Source organism: Bradyrhizobium sp. OAE829 (assembly GCF_040546575.1).
Classification (GTDB): domain Bacteria; phylum Pseudomonadota; class Alphaproteobacteria; order Rhizobiales; family Xanthobacteraceae; genus Bradyrhizobium.
The window spans coordinates 4034881-4052653 of sequence record NZ_JBEPOE010000001.1 but is presented as its reverse complement, the minus strand read 5'-3'; the positions used below and the strand labels follow the sequence as shown (position 1 = coordinate 4052653).

Below are 17773 nucleotides of genomic sequence, written 5' to 3'. Positions count from 1 at the left end.
ATTTTGCTGAGGAGCAAAGTGATGTCCTCAGCAACCGCACACAGGATTGTTGATGACGGATGATTCTAGATGTTTATCCCTATGGCTAATCCCGCCCGAAGGGCGCTCACCCGAACGAAGTGAGGGTGAACTGTTAGACATCAAATCAGGTGACTTTCCTGTTCCGTTTGAGAGGGGCCCGGTAGAATCAAATCTGCTCAAGCCTGAACGAGCCGACTTCCGGATCCATGTGCACTATTTTCATGACCAGGTCCGGACGAGCATGATTGCTTTTTGTACGAAACAACCCTGAGGACCGCGCCTCTTCATCTGCAACGGCAACTACCAAATGGACAATTCCATCCAATTCTTTCCTCGACCAGTTGAGATCATCGAAGAAGGCTCGTTTTGCTTTTATGAACCAATCTCCCCAGCTCGGGCGCTCGTAGAAACGCGAGCCATCGGCCCCTTCCAACTCATGAAGCCAAAGACTGATTGCTACAATCCTGCGCTCTTCTGATCGTCCTGAGATAAAGTAATTCGGATTCTTAAGAGTAATCCCATAAGTCCCAAACGCTGCAGTACGAGTTTCTTCGTCGGACAATTCATCCCCCTGTGCTCTTTGAGCAAATCTGAGGGCTTTGCACGTGCTTTGCAAGCGTCAAATGGGGTGCCCTCTTCCGTAATCACGCGCTATGCAAAATATATTTTTTATCGCCGAATTCTGCGACCCCGGAAATTATAAATACATTGCAGGTCTTGTATCTCGATGGATTGGCCACTTGAACGCGCCTGCAGCATAGGACGAAATCATGCGCGCTGCATCAAGCCGTATATGGTTCTCTACATCCACTAACCAACCAGTCAACCACTCGAATAATCAACAAGCAGATCATTCAAGGCATGCCGATCAATCAATCGATGACCGGCAGACCGACCAGCACGATCTGGACAAACGACCGCAAGCGACACCTTATCCTGCGACCGATACAGCGCCCGTCTCCCCGGTAACACACCGAGGATATTCCGGACGAAACGGTTTCCAATCAAACCTAGTCGCCGGGTATTCCCAAATAATCACGGATCGCGTTCAGGACGGATGGTCATGCCATCTGATCACCGTCATGTTTTCTCAGGTATTCGGTCCACGAGCCGCCGTCCTGGACAAGGTGAAGGACCAGGTACAGCGCATCTACTCGACCCTCCTTACCCGTGTTCATAGGAAGCCAAGGACGGCTCCGACCGACGAGCTTCCCATCTTGGTCGGCGCGTTGGATCTTCCAGTTTACAAGCGAGATCGGTCATTGGCACCATCGTTTGCCCGCAACAACGGCTTGCACTTCCACGGCATCGTTCTCTTGCCTCCGAGGTCTCGTTTGAAAGAACCGCTTGTCGATCATTTCCGAGATAATCCGGAATTGTATGTTGGTGAAGCGAAGCAAGTCGAACGGGTCGATGTAAAGCCGGTCACACATGACCATGAGTGGGTCGTCGACTATGTCTTGAAGACCGTCCTTAACGGGCGCCTGTCACTCGACGATGCCATCCTCGTGTTGCCGAGGGCACGAGCTGAGCTTCACACCGAGGTTGCCCGCTACTCCGCCGCTAGCACGCCGCTGGCCAGAAGCTCCGCCGTAGATTGTTCTTGACCCGGATGGTTCAGGACAATTTCCTCCCAGTCGCCCCTTCGCCAACTGAGTACGGCGATGGATTTGTCTACGTATCGATAGAATGCTGGATCAGCAAATCGTGGCTCGTCCGTGATGTGCAGCGAAAGGACCTTAACCGTCGTTTCTCCCGATGGCCGGTACGCGCTTAGCATTATTCGATGCGGTCCAAGGCGGCCGCTCGCCGATAGTTCTAGGCCGCCGTTTAGACGTACGGAACGTCCGCCAAGGCCAGATAGCTTGCCTCCTTCGACCAGGATGATGCCGAGTATCTTCGGCACGAGCCGCTGTAGGGCCTCGTCGCGGTTAGCAGAGCCTTTACCCAACGCAACGCTTTCGCGGACGATTGTGGTCATTGGTAGTTCCTTCCTGCAGCTGTTCGCGGGCAGTACTAAAGCTAAGAAGTAACGAGTCGATTGGGTGATCGCCGACGCGTGAACGCTAAGCAGCTTCACGTTCTTCAGGGAAACACGCGTCCACGATACCGCCGTGATGACGGCTTTGACTCGGCGTCTTTCCACGCCACCTCTGGCTCTTTTGCATAACCCGCTGGACCGTGAACGCATATCCCGGTAGGCCACTTTTGGTAAAGGACGCTTCCACGCTCAACACGCGGGAGGCAAACCCCGCTGCTTTGTACGATGTTTCATGGAGGTAGAGGTATCCGCCGACAAGTTCGTTCGGATCGCTCTCCCTGATAATCCAACACTTCGAAATATATACTCCGGGCCGCCCGGCTAACGGATGGAGGTCCTGCCACCCAAAGGTGGTCGGATGGCAAATCAGATGAATGGCCTTCATGATCGTCTCCGAGGTAATTCGTTTCATGCAGTCGGTATTGCTGGTTACGGATAAGGCGAGCTCCGCGAGCCCCCTACGATATCGAGCTAGCAATGCAATAGGGATGCCAAGAAGGTTCGTACCGACCGCAGATATGCACGGCCTTTCGTCCCGCCTTCGAGATTTTACCGAGTAAAACCGGTAAAATCATCTTAGCAGTCCGGTGCTGGAGCGGGACCACGTGAACAAGCCCTTATTTCAGAGCAAGGAACGCCGCGAAGGGCGCTTCACCCCAGATTCGTTCGATTTCGTTAAATCCGGCTTCCTTGAGTGCCTCTCGCAGTTCGGCCTCGCTCATGCAGGTCATCTGTCCGCGCAGCTGTCGCTCTTTCTCGATGATCTGTTCGGCCGTGAAGCCGCGCTCCAGTTTGTGATCATAGTAAGAGAAGGTCACGACGTCTTGGAGACGTGCTGTGCCCGCTAACGTCTTCTCCGCGATCATGAGCGCGCCGCCCTCAATCAGACTATCGTGGATGCGACGCAGCAATGCCCGTTTGTCCGCGGGCGGGATGAATTGAACCGTGAACTGGCTGATGACCAGCGAGGCGTTCTCCAGCTTACAGGTACGCACGTCTCCAACCCCGCACTTGAGGTTGGGCGCTCGATGCCTCCGCCAGAGCATCTCAAAGCTGGGCTCGCAGTCAATGCCGATGTAAGTCACACGTTCGCGTGAGGACCGGTTCAGGCGGCTGATTTTAGCCAGCGTCCGACCTGACGAGCACCCGATGTCGTACACGTTCGTGCGCGGCTGGATGAATCGCCGCGAGTCCCGCAATACTCGTTTGACCAGACTGGCGTACCCAGGGATTGAGTCCCCGATGTGCCGGTCGAAGGTCAAAGCGTGTTCGCGGAACGAGAAATCTTCGATGCTCATTTGGTCGTCTCCGCATAGGGAACTAGGATTTTCTGGAAGATGTTCTCCGCGATCGCCTCGGTAACGAACGGCGGCACCATGCGGCAGATGCGCTCCGCCGCTTGGCCGAGCGTGCCCGAAAGTACGAAGTCGTCAGGTAAGCCGGTCAGGCGCTTCAGTAGGGTAACGTGAACTTGCGGTCGTGCTCGGGGTGGATCGCGCCACCAAGGCCGCTCGGCTGTTGCCCGGTAACCGTCAAGGTCGGTGCAGGTAGGTCGTAAGAACAACGCGTCAGCGTGAAGTTGCGCGTGACCGACAGCCCAACGTGATTGGGCCGCAACAGGCGAGGCGGGTTCTTGGGTAGCTTGGCCGAGGCGGTCGCGATCGAGGTCGTTAGCGCCGAAGTCAGCCACGGGCGGACGTCTTCGGCCGACTGCTCCAGGTCAGCGAATGCGTCTCTGACCGTCACCCCGGTATGGGTGGGGTTGGGAAAGAGCCGCGAGACCGCGACTTCGTCCCTGACTTCGATCGCCTCGGCGACGTCTTTTCGAACGCCGAGGATGAACAAGCGGCGCCGCTTCTGCGGCACCCCGTAGTCGCTCGAAGACAAGACGCGCGCAGCAACGACGTAGTCTGCACCCAGCATCTTGAGGATGGCTTCGAAGATCGGCTTTCCGCGCGAGGCAAGGGCGGGTACGTTCTCGATGACCACCACTTTCGCTCGGGCGATCAGGGCAAACCTGACGAAGTCGAAGGGAAGGAGAGAGATGTCCTTCTGGGCCCGGTCCGAGTAGGCTTTCATGATACCGGGTTCGGTCAGCCCGTTGCCGGCCGTACTAAACTCGGAACAGGGCGGCGAACCGTCGAGGATGTCGAGCTCGCCGACCGCCAGCCCGACCGCGCGCAGCAGGGCGACCACTTCAGCGGGGTCGCGAAGGAGATCCCGGATGTCCCGGGTATCGACAATGGTGTCCGGGAAGTTCTTCGAATAACTCCGGGCCGCTTCCGCCACGAACTCGCTGATCGCCCGGACGTCGCCGCCGGCGAGCCTGTATCCGGTCGACGACCCGCCGCCGCCCGCAAACAGGGAAACTACCGTGAACAGCTTGCGCGAGGATGCCGCGATGACGTCGGCCATCTTCAGTCGTCGGACGTTGCCACCGCGCGCTTGGATGACGCTGGCTTTTCGCAGGCCAGGCAGTTCAGCCAACTCTTTAGAATACTGTTCCGGCTTCCCGCGAACCTCCGCGGCCCAGCGCTTGCAGAGCGCGGCGAACGTCGTATACCGCGCCTCAAACCGGTTGATGATCGGGTCGTCGACCAGGGTTTGGAACAGCTCATGGACGCCGCCCCCCTTCTGCAGCTTGACGCCCTTGGTAACCAGCCCTTTCGGAAGGCGTGCGAAAGCATCGGCGAAGATCGCCCGGATAACCGGTTTTTCCGATGACGACAGGTCGTCATGCGAGAATTGGCGGAAGTACCGGCGGACCGAAGCTGCCCTGGATGGGTCGATCAGGCGTTTGCCGGCGGCTTCAGCGATCCGGTTTGCAAACCAGAAAGTGTCCGGTGAATTTTCCGAATCGGACTTGGCGTACTTCTGGTCGCGAGCATCGTCGAAGTGCGATTTGAGCTCAGCGTCGGAACGTCCCGAGCGCTTCAGCCTCGCCATTTCAAGGATATCTTCACGGGTGTTTCCGTAGTGATCGTCGAAGTTCCAACCCGTTGCGATTTCGCTTTCCGAAATTTCCGGTACCATGTGGACAATCGGATACGTGACTTCGATTTGGGTCTTCTTCGAGCAGCCATGTTCGATCAGCAAACGCAGGAAAGTGGCTCTTAAGCCGGCGGTGGGTACTCGAACGATCCTGAGCGGCCAGCCCATGTGACGTGCGATCGCCTCGGCAGCGGGTCGTTCAGTCGAGGGAATGCCGTCGAGTTCATAGGTGTATGAGACCACGTCTTTGCCAAGTTCTTGGCAGACGTAACCAACCGTGAAGCTGTCCGCGCCGCCGGATAGCAACAGGGCGACACGGCTGGAAGAGCTTTGTGCGAGGATCTCGGCCCGCAGAATTTCGCGCAGGTTCCCACTCATCGGACGCTCGGCCTCTCGTGCCAGTTTTCATCGCCGATGTGTGTCGACCAGCCGTCGGCTCGCGCGTCCGCGAACAGCTGGCACTTGATGCTGCAGTCCGGAAAAAAGAAATCGGCGAGCTCGACAACGCTGCCCGTATCAGACGGAAAGGTCATCATGGGCAGGGGCCTAAAGCTCCCGCGTTTGGCCACCACAACGACGTCACGGTCGGTGATCTCGGGCTGGTTCAAGGCGGCAACGAGGAAGACGCCGTAGAACGTGTTGAAGCCCAGGAGCGGCATGAGTTTGTGCTCGAATGTGCCGAGCATCCGTATCGGGACGATTGCGGTGAGTCCCGCGTTGTCAGCCGGTTGGGGACGGTGGAGGCACTCATCAAGCGTGTCGGGGCGAGCGTAGTCGTTTGCAAAAATACGTCCGTGTTCCGCCGTAAAACGCACTGCGAACAGCTCAGCCGCGCCATCGCTGACCGTCGGTGGCGCGGCCGATTCCCGCGCTATCTCAGGAACCTTCAGTGCCGCGCGCATTTTAATCACGTCTTCGCGGGTCGTGTCATGATGGCCCGCTAAGGCGGCTACAGCCCGTTCAAGACCGACCTGCTCGATCAAAAGGCAGATCTGGTAGATAATCGAGTAATGCGCCGGCAAGTGGCGCAAGACCTCCGGCAGCAAGAGGGTCTCGGCGTTGCGGCCGATCTTCCCCAGCATCGCCAATTTGCCGTTGACCTTCAGTCGCGCGAGAACATCGTTTTCAGAAAACACCCGCTTGACGACCAAGCGCGTCAGAAAGACATCGAGTTTCTCGCGGTCTTCCGCAAAGGCGCTTAGCGCCCTCACAAGGAAGGCGCAGGCCAGCACGACAAATTCGGCGGCTTTAACCCAATGCTCGGCAACCCGATCGGCGGCGGCCGTTGCATCTGACTCGGTAGGGTGAGGGGCCGTGTCGTTCCGCCTCACAGCGTCAACGATAAGCTGGGCTTGCCCCACGGCGTCATTCGCGAGGCTCATCGCTTGCCCCCACTCCTGGTGGCCAAGCCGGGTCTCGGAACGCCTTCCTCAACGAGCTTGCGAATGTCCTCTTCCCTCCACGCGGTCAGACGATTCCCAAGGTAAACGGGAGTCGGAAAACGGCCGGATCTTACTCCCGCCCACCAGGTAGAGCGGGAAACTGGTATCGGACCGTTCGGACCGATGATAGAAACCAGTCGGCGCAGTCCCGATGAGGGTGGCGCGTCTCTTTTGGGGTTGGTCAGCAAAGTGTTCATGTAGTCCTCCAATGCGAAAAGAAGTTTGCGGCTTCATGCTCGAAAGCATGACAGAACCGATACTCGTTCGCTTGGTGCCTTAGGGGACTACACGGCAAACCGTGTTAGGAGCGTGTGATCCGTGTTTCATCGGCTTTTGGAGTTTGTCTGGACTCGTTATTCCCACTATGAAATTGTCGAGCCCTGTACGTTCACAACTGGCGACGGTGAGCGTTGGGAATTCGGACGTCGGATAATCACAATTGCCAAATCCGGCGATGAATATTATCCACTCAAAGATTATCCCTATCTCTACAGGGCTTTTGCCAACGTCAGAAACGATCAACTACTACTTGATTTTGTGAAGTTGTACGGACCTTTGACGGACGAAGGGCTCACGCCGTCTTCACCGAAGCCGCATTTCACCAGCAGTGTTCTGATGCTTGATGGGAGGAAATTGAATGAGGTCGTCTATGTTCCCGGGGATCAGATCGATCGCTGCTTGAAAGAGGCTTCTTGGTGCGCCCACATTTTAAGGTATCACGCCAAGAAGTCGCCTCAGTTGCACGCGTCAATCAAAGAATTGGAAGTCAGGCCTAGTCTCTGCACATTGGAAATTGAGGCAGATCCGGTAAATGGCGTTCGGATGGTCCTTGAACCTAAGTGCCTGCTCGACGCTATAAAATTGCAATTGCTAGAAAGCATCAGTAACGGAGTAAACACTTTCGAGTGCGCAGCCTGCGGTGATTGGTTCAGCAAAAAGTCTGGAGCAAAGTTCTGCAGCGAGAAATGCAAGGATAGTTATCACAACGCGAAAAACAAAAAGCAAAGGGCAGCCAAACTCAACGTGCTACGAAGCTAGAAAATCGTTCCAGGCTTCCATCAATTGTCGGCGCTTTTCGAAAAGATCCCCGCGACGGTACGCGGCCTCAGTCTTATCCTTTATCGAATGCGCTAGCGCCATTTCGCAAACTTCGCGTGGAAAGTTTGTACATTCAGCCGCCCAATCCCGAAAGGCTGATCGGAAGCCATGCGCGGTGAACGCTGCTCCCATTCTGCGCAACATCATCAAGAAAACCATGTTTGACATTGGCGCATCAAAGCTGCGGCTGGGAAAGACGAGCGCGGACCCGTCCGTGCTGCCATGAACGCTGCGCAGCAAAGTCAAGGCCCTTGCTGCCAACGGCACTCGGTGCTCCCGGCCGGCCTTCATCCTGTCTGCGGGAACAGTCCATACAGCTTTCGCCAGATCCACTTCATTCCATTCAGCCTTCAGCACCTCATTCGTTCGGGCCGCCGTCAAGATCAGGAATTCGAATGCTAAGCGGGCAAACAGATTGGTCGGAACATCGGGAAGCTTCCGAACGAACAGGGGAACATCATTGTATGGGATCGCAGCGAAATGGCCGCGCTTTTCCGTTTGTCGGGGCAGGCCCTTGCCGACGCCGTCTACGGGGTTGTCGCCGCTTCTATAACCTGCCGCCTTCGCCCAATCCAAAACTGTTGCAATACGCCTGCGAATGCGCCGTGCAGTCTCTGCTTTCGAAAGCCAAATTGGCGAGAGTGCCCGCAGCACGTCGGCAGTCTCGATCTGGTCAACGCGCTTATCGCCCATCACGGGGAAGACGTAGGTCGTCAGGGTATTGGTCCAGGCCGAGACGTGCTTTTCATTTTTCCAGCTCGCTCGGTGTTGCGCTATCGTGCTGGCTGCCGCTTCCGCAAATGTCGGAACGGCTTTGGCTTTGCGCCTCTCTTCGATAGGGTCGCCGCCCTCTCTGGCGACCCGACGAAATTCGAGGGCCTTTGCGCGAGCTTCTGCTAAGGAAACGACACGCAATCCACCGAGACCGATGTCACGGCGTGTGCCTCGCACCACGATCCGAAGGACCCAACGTTTTGCACCCGAAGGGTCGACGACCAGGTACAACCCGTTGCCATCTGCATATCGGCCAGGGGCAGCGAGGCTGTTTATTCGGACCGAAGTCAGGGCCTTTTGGGGATGCTTCATGTGGAGGGTTATACCACATTCCATACCACAAAAAGATCTGGATTTTGGCGGATTCTTCTGGACTTAAATGGACGCAAAATACGGGCAGGTGATTGGGATCAATGATCTAAATGAAGTTGGCTGGACTAAGCTGGACTGTAACTATAAGTCCTCCCTCTCCGCCACCCTTCGCCTGTCCGGCCCGGAGACATGGGTAACAGGTCGTACCTAAGACAAGGGTGTCTCCCGAAGCTCCATAGGAGCGCAGGGAGGCTGGTACCGTGTGGTACGTTTATTTCCCTGAGCTCAGCAATTGCGATGTCTTCGGGTCGACCGACGATCTTCGGCGTCGCGTCACGTCACACAATGACGGTCATGTCGTCTCCACGAAGGCTTATTTGCCCGCATCTCTCGAACCTACATTGCCGTCGAGACGGAGGCTCTCGCCATGTCTCTTGAGCGATATTTCAAATCGCGCGCGTGCCATTCGGAAACTCCAGGTTAGGCCTCGAAATGGCGACTCCAACCTAGCGGGCAAGGTCTGAGGATGTCCGCTTTACCACCTCGCTACCTATTTTCCGCTCGATCGCTCTCTCCAGAGAGCGGGCTATGATGATAGCCGACCGTTCGTCAAGATGTGCTCCATCGGTCCATCGGATCTCGTCGGATGGATAGTCCAATGATAACCATTTGCCGTGGTCGTGCCCAAAGGCCTCTGCCATCGCTGACCGGCCCGTTGTCATATATCGAGACCGCGCGAATGCGGGGCCCAGAGGAAGTTCGTAAAAGAACACCGAAATGCTTTGCTTCTCGAGCGTTTCCACGATGTGCTTCAATTCGGCTACATGTCGACGGATGATCTGATCGTGATCCGGATTGTTCCACTCAGCCAGGATTGCAGCGAGCGCAAGCGGGTTGTATTCGGGGGCTGGCGGCTTTCGTAGAATTGCCTCTTCCAAAGCCGATTGCCGAAGAAGCGCAGATTTGTCATCTCTGTCAAAGCGCCGCCAATCGTCGAGCTTTTGCTGGTACAACGCGGCTAATGTGCGAAGGGGCCTGAAAGTCATTGGTGCGCGCGCAGGCTCCGCGTTACTCGTGCGGACCTTCTCAACCATTGCCTGGTCGATACCGCGAGAAAGAGTATTGGTCTCGATAGCTATGAGCCGCGGCCGAACAGCAGCAGCCGCCTCAATCATTGCTGCCCCGGTCAACGGAGATCCACCAGGCAGCGCCAGATTTCGAACGTAAAGTTTACGAAAAAATTCTTCGTGCAATCGCACGGTGAACGAACTGCCCGTTAACGCGATCGGAGCAACTGGACTGTTGAGATAGCGATCGGCAATCCTGGACTGTATTTCATCCGTCGTGGTCGCGGGAAAGTCCGGGATGTCATTGAGGAATCGAGGAGCTATCCAACACATTGCCAATACTGCGGCACATGCAGCGCTCGCCTTCACGAACCATCTCATCGAGGCAGTACGGTCCATGTCCAACCTAGAACTGGAAATATATGAACGCTGTGTCGGGGCCAGCTTCGATTAGCATCAGAGCTGCCATCGCGCCATACACAATGGGATCCAGGTTGCCCCGGAGTGCAACGAGCCTCTCCGAGGTGATAAAATGCTGTATGAGAACTGGAAGCGCGTAGATCAGCGCCAGACTTCGGTAAATGCGCGCAGGGCTAGGCACGGACTGATCGATAAACATACCAGAAATGTAATCCATCGCATGCTCGAAATTCGGGAGCTTGAAAAAAACCCATAAGAAGGAGACGCATAGAAAAACAACAAGCATGCGAGCCGCAACGATCACGCGACGCAGGGCGGCAATCGCTGCAAGTTTTTCTATCAAGGGCAGGAACGGACGCTCGATCACCAGAAGGAGGCCGTGCATTAGCCCCCATGCCAGGTAGCTCAATCCGGCGCCGTGCCAAAGACCACCCAGGCCCATCACGATCATTAGATTGAGGTACGTCCGCCCTTTACCATCGCGGTTGCCGCCTAACGGGATGTAGAGATAGGTGCGGAGCCAGGTTGACAGCGAAATGTGCCAGCGCGTCCAAAATTCAGCAAACGACTGCGAGATATAGGGCAAGTTGAAATTGATTGGCAGGCGGTAGCCGAACAGCAGCCCCAGCCCGATCGCGATAGCGGAGTACCCGAAAAAATCGGCATAGATTTGATAGCTATAAAGGAACAAGCAGAGCCAGCGGTCGCTGCTTCGAAGCGCATGGTATAGAGGAAAATCCATGTTGGTCGTGAGCGTGTTGAGGTTGTTCGCGACAAATAGTTTGAAGAAGTAGCCGGTGACAATCCATCTGGCCGCCTCGACGAACGGCACTTCGTTGATAAACTTCGGCTGGATTTGCGGCAGAAAGTTTTCCGCCCGCGTGATAGGCCCGGAGACGAGCTGCGGGAAGAATATAATGTAAAGGAACACGTCCCATTGGGAGGGGGCAGGGCCGGTGCGTTTCGTCATGTCCACTAGCAAGCTGATGTTGTGGAAGACGAAGAACGAAATGCCTATTGGGAGCGGGAGTTTCAGCAAGATGTCAATCGCGCCAACATCCGAGAGTGCCGGTGAGGAGGGATCGACAAACAGTAATTTGTATTTGAAAAAGGCTAATAACGCGAGGTTGAATGCAATGCCGGCCGGCAGCCACAATTTACGTCGAACCATGGCCTTCAAGAGAAAGAAGTAGGTTCCGAAGACCGCTATCGCGAGCAGGGCCAGCAATTCCGGTTGCCCGAATCCGTAGAAGAACAGGCTTGCAATTACCAGGATGTAGACCTGATACGGGCGAACGAGTGGCCAGTAATAAAGGGCAAATACCCCAGACACGAACACCGCAAATTGCCACGACGTGAAAGTCAAAGAGTTAGCCTCCAAGCAGGGGTAGTGATGGGCAAACCCCATCATGTCTACCAAGCGGTCGCGGGGGCGTCCCGACGTAGGAGCTTCGGAAATTGCGCTGGTCGAGGCTGCCTGGCTGAATGCGAAGCCAGTCTTCCAACTTCTTCGAGATGCCTGCGGTTGCGAACGAATGCGTCCAATGAATTCCGCGCAATCGAGCCGGTTCGACGAGCCCATCGCGAGCAAGCTGGTTAAAGTCCAGCTTCAACCCGCCGTGCAAACAAGCTCGCTCGCGTGGTCTTCCACCAAATGCTCTCATCTGCTGGACTACACCCTATGGTAAACTATATGTGTGCCTAGATCGATATCGCGACTACCACGAAAACATTCACGGTATCAAACGTCAAACGAAGGCGCGTGAGGCTGTTTTCGCATGATTCATGCGGAGCGGTGGATCTGATTTGATACCGCGGGGGATATTCTGATACTGCGTTTTTTCGCAGCCAGCTCATAAACTTTTTGCTCGCGCGTTCGCCAGTGACATCGCAGCTCCACCAAGTCTCAAAGCTCCTTTCACTCACGCCGTCCCGGCATCCCGCCGCCAATATCGTTACGCACGCGCGACATACAATTGCATCGACCCGTCGCACGCTGAAGGTCTGCTAGCGCGCGCTTTGTCTCTCGGCGGCTTCCAAAATCACCTCAAGCCGGGTGCGCGGGCAGCCCGGCCGGAGGCGCGTCGGGCAAATCACTTCTGGTTTGCGGAAATCGTGTCAAGTCCAAAAATTCCGAAAATCAAAAAGATTTCTCTTCCCTTCCACCCCAAATCACCTGCACATCTATGCCCATCCCGTCCCACTCAGAGGGGCGTCGGCCGTCGTCATGACGAGGGGCGGGGATGCGGTGGACGCTGATGTTGCGATTGACGGTCGCGGCAAAGGCGTACGGCGAAAGCGTGTGGTCCTGGCGCCCGTAACGGCGTCAAGCTCTGAAGAAGCTAACGCTTCTGAGGGGTGACGGTGGCAATAGAGGCCGTCTCACCGGGGAGAGCGCGTCATAAGTCGTAAAGCCACTGCGCAGGGAATGTCGGATGTTCTCCGCTGCCCTGTATGCTCGTGTGCAGCTTCTTTTGCACAATTCGCACACGAGATCGCGGGTGCAGCGCGCATCCGGCATTCCCTGCGCCCTCTCTTGTTCGAGAGGTGCGAACGTTACGTACAAACCTTGAGCGCATCGCGCTGCGGGATCGTAAATCTGTGTCCGCCTTCCGCAGCGCGGTGAGGAGGAATTGGGTAATCAGTACGTACCTATCCAGATCGTCTCAAGCCGCACAGCGGATGAGCAGTGATGAGTAGTAGAGGCGACGCGCCTTGTTGCCAAAAGATGAGTGTGTCGCGCCGATCAGTTGAACGTGCCGCGGCAGCAGATCGCCGGTTGGAGCCGCGCTACCCTTCTGACAAAGCCAATCAAAGCGCCGTGCCGCCGGGGAGGGGAGAGCTCGCAGTCGGAGAGATGCTGCGCTGCCCGCGCATGACAGCGTCCGCGAAAATGAGACGCTTGGATATTGGCGGCTTGGGCTTTGATCGGCAGCTTTCCTGAAGGCGCCCACCAGGGGCGCGTTAGGAGACGCACATGAGGAAGGTCCGGCGTGGTTGCCGGATTCGCTCTTCCGCGTCAGAGGGAGGACAACAATGCGCAAGTCTTTGCTTGGCGCCGTCGCGGTGGCTGCCCTTATGCTGCCCGGCGCAGCTCTCGCCCAGACCGGCACCATCAAGATCGGCATTCTGGTGGCGCTGGAAGGCGCCTTCGCGACCGGTGGCCAGGATGGTGTCCGAAATGTCGAACTGGCTCTCAAGCAGGTGAACAACACCATTGCCGGCAAAAAGATTGAAACCGTCGTCGCTCCGACGGATACCAAACCCGACACGACGGTCCGCATGGCTCGCAAGCTTATTGAACAGGACAAGGTCGACTTCATCATCGGCCCGCTTTCCGGCTCGGAAGGCATCGCCATGCGCGATTTCGCCAAGACCATCCCCGACAAGGTGGTGATCAACGGCATTTCCGGCGCGCTCGAGACGACATGGGTCGATCCGGCGGCGAACTTCTACCGCTTCAACCTCGACGGCTCGCAATGGGGCTACGGCCTCGGCGGCTACGTCGTGAAGACGAAGGGCTGGAAGAAGGTGGCAACGATCGCCGCCGATTACTCTTTCGGCTACACGAACTTCATGGGTTTTGCGGTGGATTTCTGCAAGTCGGGCGGCGACATCGTCCAGCGGTTCTGGCAGCCGCTCGGCCAATCGGATTTCGGCGGGATCATCGCGCAGCTGCCGGACAATGTGGATGCGATCTACCTGGGCCTTGGCGGCACGGATGCGATCAACTTCCTCAATCAATACCAGCAGGCCGGTGAAAAGACCCGCCTGATCGGCGGCACCATCATGGCCGACCAGACGGTTCTGACGGCGAAAGGTAAAGCGAAAGACGTGCTGAAGGGCACGCCGACCTCCGGCCCCTTCGCTGCCGACAATACCGACCCGGCATGGACCTCGTATGTGAAGCTCTATCAGGACACCTTCCCCGCCGCCCAGCGCCTGCCGTCGCCGTCGCTGTTCGGTCTCGGCTACTACGTCGCCACGCAGGCCGCCATCAAAGGGCTCGAAGCGGCCGGCGGCGATCTGTCGAACGGGCAGGCAAAGTTCAAGGAAGCGCTCAACAAGCTTCAGCTCGACAGCCCGATCGGCAAGATCACGCTGAACGAAAACCGGCAGGCGACCGGAACGGTGTTCGTCAACGAAGTGGTCGATGGACCGGACGGCAACTTGACCAGCAAGATGGTGGCCAAGACCGAAAACGTGAACCAGACGCTCGGCATGACCACGGCCCAGTTCAAGGCCCTGGGACTGCCGGCACGCGACGCGGTTGACTGCGCCAAGCTGCGCGCGGGCGGCTGAGCGCGCCTGCTCCTGATGTCATCTTCGGTGGCCGGCGCTCTCAGCCGGCCATCGCCTCCTTCGGGAATTCCGCCATTGCGGACTCCATGCGGCGGAAACGCCGGGAGTGTCTTTCGATGACTCTCATCGACTATCTCACGCGCACCCATTTCGCCGAAGCCGCGATCGAGGATGCGCTTCCCGAGGAGGTGGGGCCGCTCGCTCGGGCGCTGGTACTCGTTGACAACGAACCGGGAAGCGCGGCCGTTTGCGCGCGCGTGCAGGAGTCACTCGGCCAGACGGTGATCAGCCTGGCGCGGACCGATCGTGCCAGCCCTCATGCAGACGCAACCGCCAGGATTATGAGCGCCATGAGCGACATCCGGACCGGCACGCTCATCGCCGTGGGTGGATCTGCGGCCGTCGGGCAGGCGCGTCTCGTTGCGGAGCATGCGTTGCGGCGCGGCGAACGCCTGACGCTGATCGCGGTTCCTGCCGGCCTTTGCGATTTCGGATTGGCGCGGCGGGTGCGCCTGGGGGAGGGCCAGCCGGTCACCTGCCCGCGCCCCGACCGGGTCATCGCCGATCCGACGGTGCTTGAGGGAGCGTCCTCACGGCGCCTCGCCGCCGCAGCCATGGAGGTGCTGGTCCATGCCATCGAAGCCTATGCCAGCCCCGTCTACCACCCGCCGGCAGACGCGCTTGCGCTGGAGGCCACAAAGCGGCTCACGCGGTGGCTACCGGTGGCGCTTGCTTCGCCCAGTCACCGCGAAGCGCAGCGCGAATTGATGGCCGCGGCATTGACGGCCGGGCTCGCGCTGGAAAAAGCGGTTGGCGGGGTCGATGCGCTTGCGCATCCGATCAAGGCTGAACTTGGCCCCGGCGTCCTGCAAGGCGATCTCCATGTGCCGTTGATGGCGGCCATGGCCGACTTCAACACCGAAGCGGTGGGGGATCGATACGCCGCCATGGCCGAAACCTTCACCAGAACAACGCCAGAGCCGCACTTGAGCACAGCAATCGGAGCGTTCGCCCGCGCCATCGGCCTGCCGACCTCCTTGCGGGAGATGGGGATCAATCCGGCTCAGTTCGACCGTTTTGCGGAAATGGCCGCGAACGACCCCGGAGCCCTTGCCAATCCCCGGCGACTGACCCCAGGCGACTGCCGCCGCATTCTCGAGGCCGCCTGGTGAGCACGAACGAGCAGCACAAGGCGTGGGGCAAACGGCCTGGACCGCTGGCGGCCGGGGCAATTTGCCTGTTGTCACAACGCGATCTCCTTATACATTCTTCCCAAACCGCACACAAAGATGGGCGGGGAGGAAACCGATGAGTATTGCTCACGCGGTCGCACATGGTGCGTTCGGGCGCGCTTGCCTCTATGAGCTGGATCGGCCGATGGTGCCGCATGCCCATCGCGAAGGGCACCTGATCTTCCACGTCAGCGGACCGGTCGCCAGCGTGGTTGTCGATGGCAGGATCCTGCCGCTCACGCCCTTCAGCGCAACGGCAATCAGCCCATGGCAACCGCATTATTTCGCGCCGGTTGACCGCCGGGAATCAACGCTGACGCTCGTGCTCTACATCCGCCCGGGCTGGTTTGTTGAGGCGAGCCACACGGCCTTCGAAATCCTGCGCTTCGGCCGCTCGACCGTCGAAATGAGCGACCACATCACCCGGCTTGTCCTGGAAACCGCACGGCTTCTCGCCGACCATGGCGGCTGCGATGGCTCTTTCGAAGACCGGCTCAGTGCCCTCACCCAGGCGGCCTTCGATCAAACCTGGCAGTGGACGAGCGCGGCTGACAGGCCGGCTGCCCATTGCTCGGGACTGCGGGATTTCCGCCTGAGGCGCGCAATCAGCCTCCTGAGCGAGAGGCTCGGTGAACCCGTCGACCTTGCACAGATTTCGCGGAACGCCGGCCTTTCGCGCCCGCATTTCTTCAAGCTGTTTCGCGAGCAGATGGGTCTGCCCCCGACGATCTTCCTCAACGCCCTGCGCATGGAGCGCGCGATCGATCGATTGGCCGGAGGCACGGAAACGGTTTCTGAAATCGGGCTCGATCTCGGCTTTGCGACCCCGGCGAGCTTCTCGCGGTTCTTCATCGCCAATGGCGTCGTGCCGCCGAGCGCCTACCGGCGCAGCGTCGCGGGTCTCACACACTGAAAAAGAGGTGCCACACTCCAAAGAAGAGACGTTCGGGCTAGAGAAAAGACGTTCGGGAAAGGACAGGCCGGCAACTTCCATCTAGCCTTCATTCCAACGGTGGCGAAGTCCGCCACGGGAAGCTGTTGGGCCGTTCTGAGATGGACAATTTCATCAAGCGCTATCCGCTCTGGAGCCTGATTTTTTTCCTCTTGGCCGCAGCGTTCCTGTGTCTTGTGTTCGCCCCCTGGCCACCCGAGCTGGTGGCGGTTTGGGGCCGCAAGCAAATCTTCCTGAACGCCCTTTTGGGCGGCGTCACGCTTGGCGCGCTCTATTTCCTCGTAGCCGCCGGCTTCACGCTGATCTTCGGCCTGATGCGCGTCGTCAATCTCGCGCATGGCTCGTTGTTCCTGATCGGTGGATATGTTGGCTACGAGGTCGCGACCGCCTCGGGTTCGTGGCTGCTGGCATTTCCGATCGTGTTCATCGTCGTGGGGCTGATCGGGCTCCTGATGCAGTTCTTCATCTTCTCGAAAATGGAAGGCGAAGAGCTGCGCCAGACGCTGGTCAGCATCGGGCTTTCGATCGTGTTTGCCGACCTCATGCTGTGGTGGTGGGGCGGGCAATCGTATTCGATCCTCGCTCCGCAGTTCCTGCAGGGGCCGATGGAATTGCCCCTCGTGAGCAACATCAACGATGCGACCGGCGTGGTCACCTGGCTGCGCTACCCGTCCGTGCGCGTCTGGATCCTGGTCGCGGCAATCGTGATCGGCATCGCGATGTGGCTCGTTCTGAACCGCACCGCGCTCGGCATGCTGATCCGTGCGGGCGTGGACGACCGTGAGATGCTGGCCGCGTCCGGCGTACGCATCCACCTGGTGTTTCTGGCGGTGTTCGGCTTCGGCGCCGGGCTTGCCGGCATTGCGGGGATCATCGGTGCCACGTTCCAGTCGCTGTCGCCGGGCGAGGATACGCGTTTCCTGCTGGCGAGCCTCGTGGTGGTGATCGTCGGAGGCATGGGGTCGATCGTCGGCGCGGCTTTGGGCGCGCTGATCATCGGGGTGGCCGAGCAGATGGGGTTCGTCTACGCGCCGACCTATTCGATCGTTCTCACCTTCCTCATCATGGCGGCAGTGCTGGCGTTTCGGCCGCAGGGCCTTCTGGGAACGAGGCGATAGGCC

16 protein-coding genes are annotated in these 17773 nt (G+C 58.2%); 6 read left to right on the top strand and 10 right to left on the bottom strand.

Going from position 1 to position 17773, the window contains the following annotated elements; genetic code table 11:
• Positions 1–187: 187 nt before the first annotated feature.
• Complete coding sequence (locus tag ABIE49_RS19620; protein ID WP_192740530.1) at positions 188–583, bottom strand: hypothetical protein; 396 nt, start codon at positions 581–583, stop codon at positions 188–190.
• A gap of 208 nt (positions 584–791) precedes the next feature.
• Here ABIE49_RS19620 and ABIE49_RS19615 point away from each other — a divergent pair, with 208 nt between their 5' ends.
• Positions 792–1628: a hypothetical protein gene (locus ABIE49_RS19615; protein ID WP_192740531.1), complete on the top strand. Its 837-nt coding sequence runs from the start codon at positions 792–794 to the stop codon at positions 1626–1628.
• Here ABIE49_RS19615 and ABIE49_RS19610 read toward each other — a convergent pair.
• The 6 genes from ABIE49_RS19610 to ABIE49_RS19585 all read right to left on the bottom strand — a co-directional run bounded on the left by ABIE49_RS19610 (position 1574) and on the right by ABIE49_RS19585 (position 6692).
• Entirely contained in the window at positions 1574–2002 is a 429-nt protein-coding gene (locus ABIE49_RS19610) for a hypothetical protein (RefSeq protein ID WP_192740532.1), read from the bottom strand. The two genes, ABIE49_RS19615 and ABIE49_RS19610, sit on opposite strands and share 55 nt — an antisense overlap.
• An 85-nt stretch (positions 2003–2087) precedes the next feature.
• Positions 2088–2447 carry a hypothetical protein gene (locus tag ABIE49_RS19605; RefSeq protein ID WP_192740533.1) on the bottom strand — a complete coding sequence of 120 codons (360 nt, stop codon included), beginning with the start codon at positions 2445–2447 and terminating at the stop codon, positions 2088–2090.
• Positions 2448–2679: 232 nt separating this feature from the next.
• Positions 2680–3360 carry a methyltransferase domain-containing protein gene (locus tag ABIE49_RS19600; RefSeq protein ID WP_192740534.1) on the bottom strand — a complete coding sequence of 227 codons (681 nt, stop codon included), beginning with the start codon at positions 3358–3360 and terminating at the stop codon, positions 2680–2682.
• A gap of 154 nt (positions 3361–3514) precedes the next feature.
• A complete protein-coding gene (locus ABIE49_RS19595) occupies positions 3515–5431 on the bottom strand; it encodes a DNA cytosine methyltransferase (protein WP_192740535.1) in 1917 nt (638 codons plus the stop codon).
• Positions 5428–6435: a hypothetical protein gene (locus ABIE49_RS19590; RefSeq protein ID WP_192740536.1), complete on the bottom strand. Its 1008-nt coding sequence runs from the start codon at positions 6433–6435 to the stop codon at positions 5428–5430. The genes ABIE49_RS19595 and ABIE49_RS19590 overlap by 4 nt, the downstream gene beginning before the upstream one ends.
• On the bottom strand, positions 6432–6692 hold the full coding sequence (locus ABIE49_RS19585; protein WP_192740537.1) for a helix-turn-helix transcriptional regulator: 261 nt from the start codon (positions 6690–6692) through the stop codon (positions 6432–6434). The genes ABIE49_RS19590 and ABIE49_RS19585 overlap by 4 nt, the downstream gene beginning before the upstream one ends.
• A gap of 121 nt (positions 6693–6813) precedes the next feature.
• On the opposite strand from ABIE49_RS19585, the gene ABIE49_RS19580 reads away from it, so the two are divergent.
• Positions 6814–7533 (top strand): hypothetical protein, encoded by a 720-nt coding sequence (locus tag ABIE49_RS19580; RefSeq protein WP_192740538.1) that lies wholly within the window; start codon positions 6814–6816, stop codon positions 7531–7533.
• Here the strand turns inward: ABIE49_RS19580 and ABIE49_RS19575 are convergent.
• From ABIE49_RS19575 to ABIE49_RS19565, 3 genes are all read right to left on the bottom strand, one after another.
• Complete coding sequence (locus ABIE49_RS19575) at positions 7522–8679, bottom strand: tyrosine-type recombinase/integrase (protein ID WP_192740539.1); 1158 nt, start codon at positions 8677–8679, stop codon at positions 7522–7524. The two genes, ABIE49_RS19580 and ABIE49_RS19575, sit on opposite strands and share 12 nt — an antisense overlap.
• 506 nt (positions 8680–9185) lie before the next feature.
• Positions 9186–10115, bottom strand: coding sequence for a hypothetical protein (locus tag ABIE49_RS19570; protein WP_192740540.1), 930 nt, complete (start codon positions 10113–10115; stop codon positions 9186–9188).
• A 37-nt stretch (positions 10116–10152) separates the two neighbouring features.
• Complete coding sequence (locus tag ABIE49_RS19565) at positions 10153–11748, bottom strand: MBOAT family O-acyltransferase (protein WP_354067552.1); 1596 nt, start codon at positions 11746–11748, stop codon at positions 10153–10155.
• A gap of 1454 nt (positions 11749–13202) precedes the next feature.
• On the opposite strand from ABIE49_RS19565, the gene ABIE49_RS19560 reads away from it, so the two are divergent.
• The 4 genes from ABIE49_RS19560 to ABIE49_RS19545 all read left to right on the top strand — a co-directional run bounded on the left by ABIE49_RS19560 (position 13203) and on the right by ABIE49_RS19545 (position 17770).
• Positions 13203–14468 carry an ABC transporter substrate-binding protein gene (locus ABIE49_RS19560; RefSeq protein ID WP_192740542.1) on the top strand — a complete coding sequence of 422 codons (1266 nt, stop codon included), beginning with the start codon at positions 13203–13205 and terminating at the stop codon, positions 14466–14468.
• A 116-nt stretch (positions 14469–14584) separates the two neighbouring features.
• Positions 14585–15640: a dehydroquinate synthase/iron-containing alcohol dehydrogenase family protein gene (locus ABIE49_RS19555; protein WP_192740543.1), complete on the top strand. Its 1056-nt coding sequence runs from the start codon at positions 14585–14587 to the stop codon at positions 15638–15640.
• Between the two features lie 136 nt (positions 15641–15776).
• Positions 15777–16613, top strand: a complete 837-nt coding sequence (locus ABIE49_RS19550; RefSeq protein WP_192740544.1) for an AraC family transcriptional regulator — start codon at positions 15777–15779, stop codon at positions 16611–16613.
• Positions 16614–16753: 140 nt separating this feature from the next.
• On the top strand, positions 16754–17770 hold the full coding sequence (locus tag ABIE49_RS19545; protein WP_192740545.1) for a branched-chain amino acid ABC transporter permease: 1017 nt from the start codon (positions 16754–16756) through the stop codon (positions 17768–17770).
• Positions 17771–17773 lie beyond the last annotated feature (3 nt).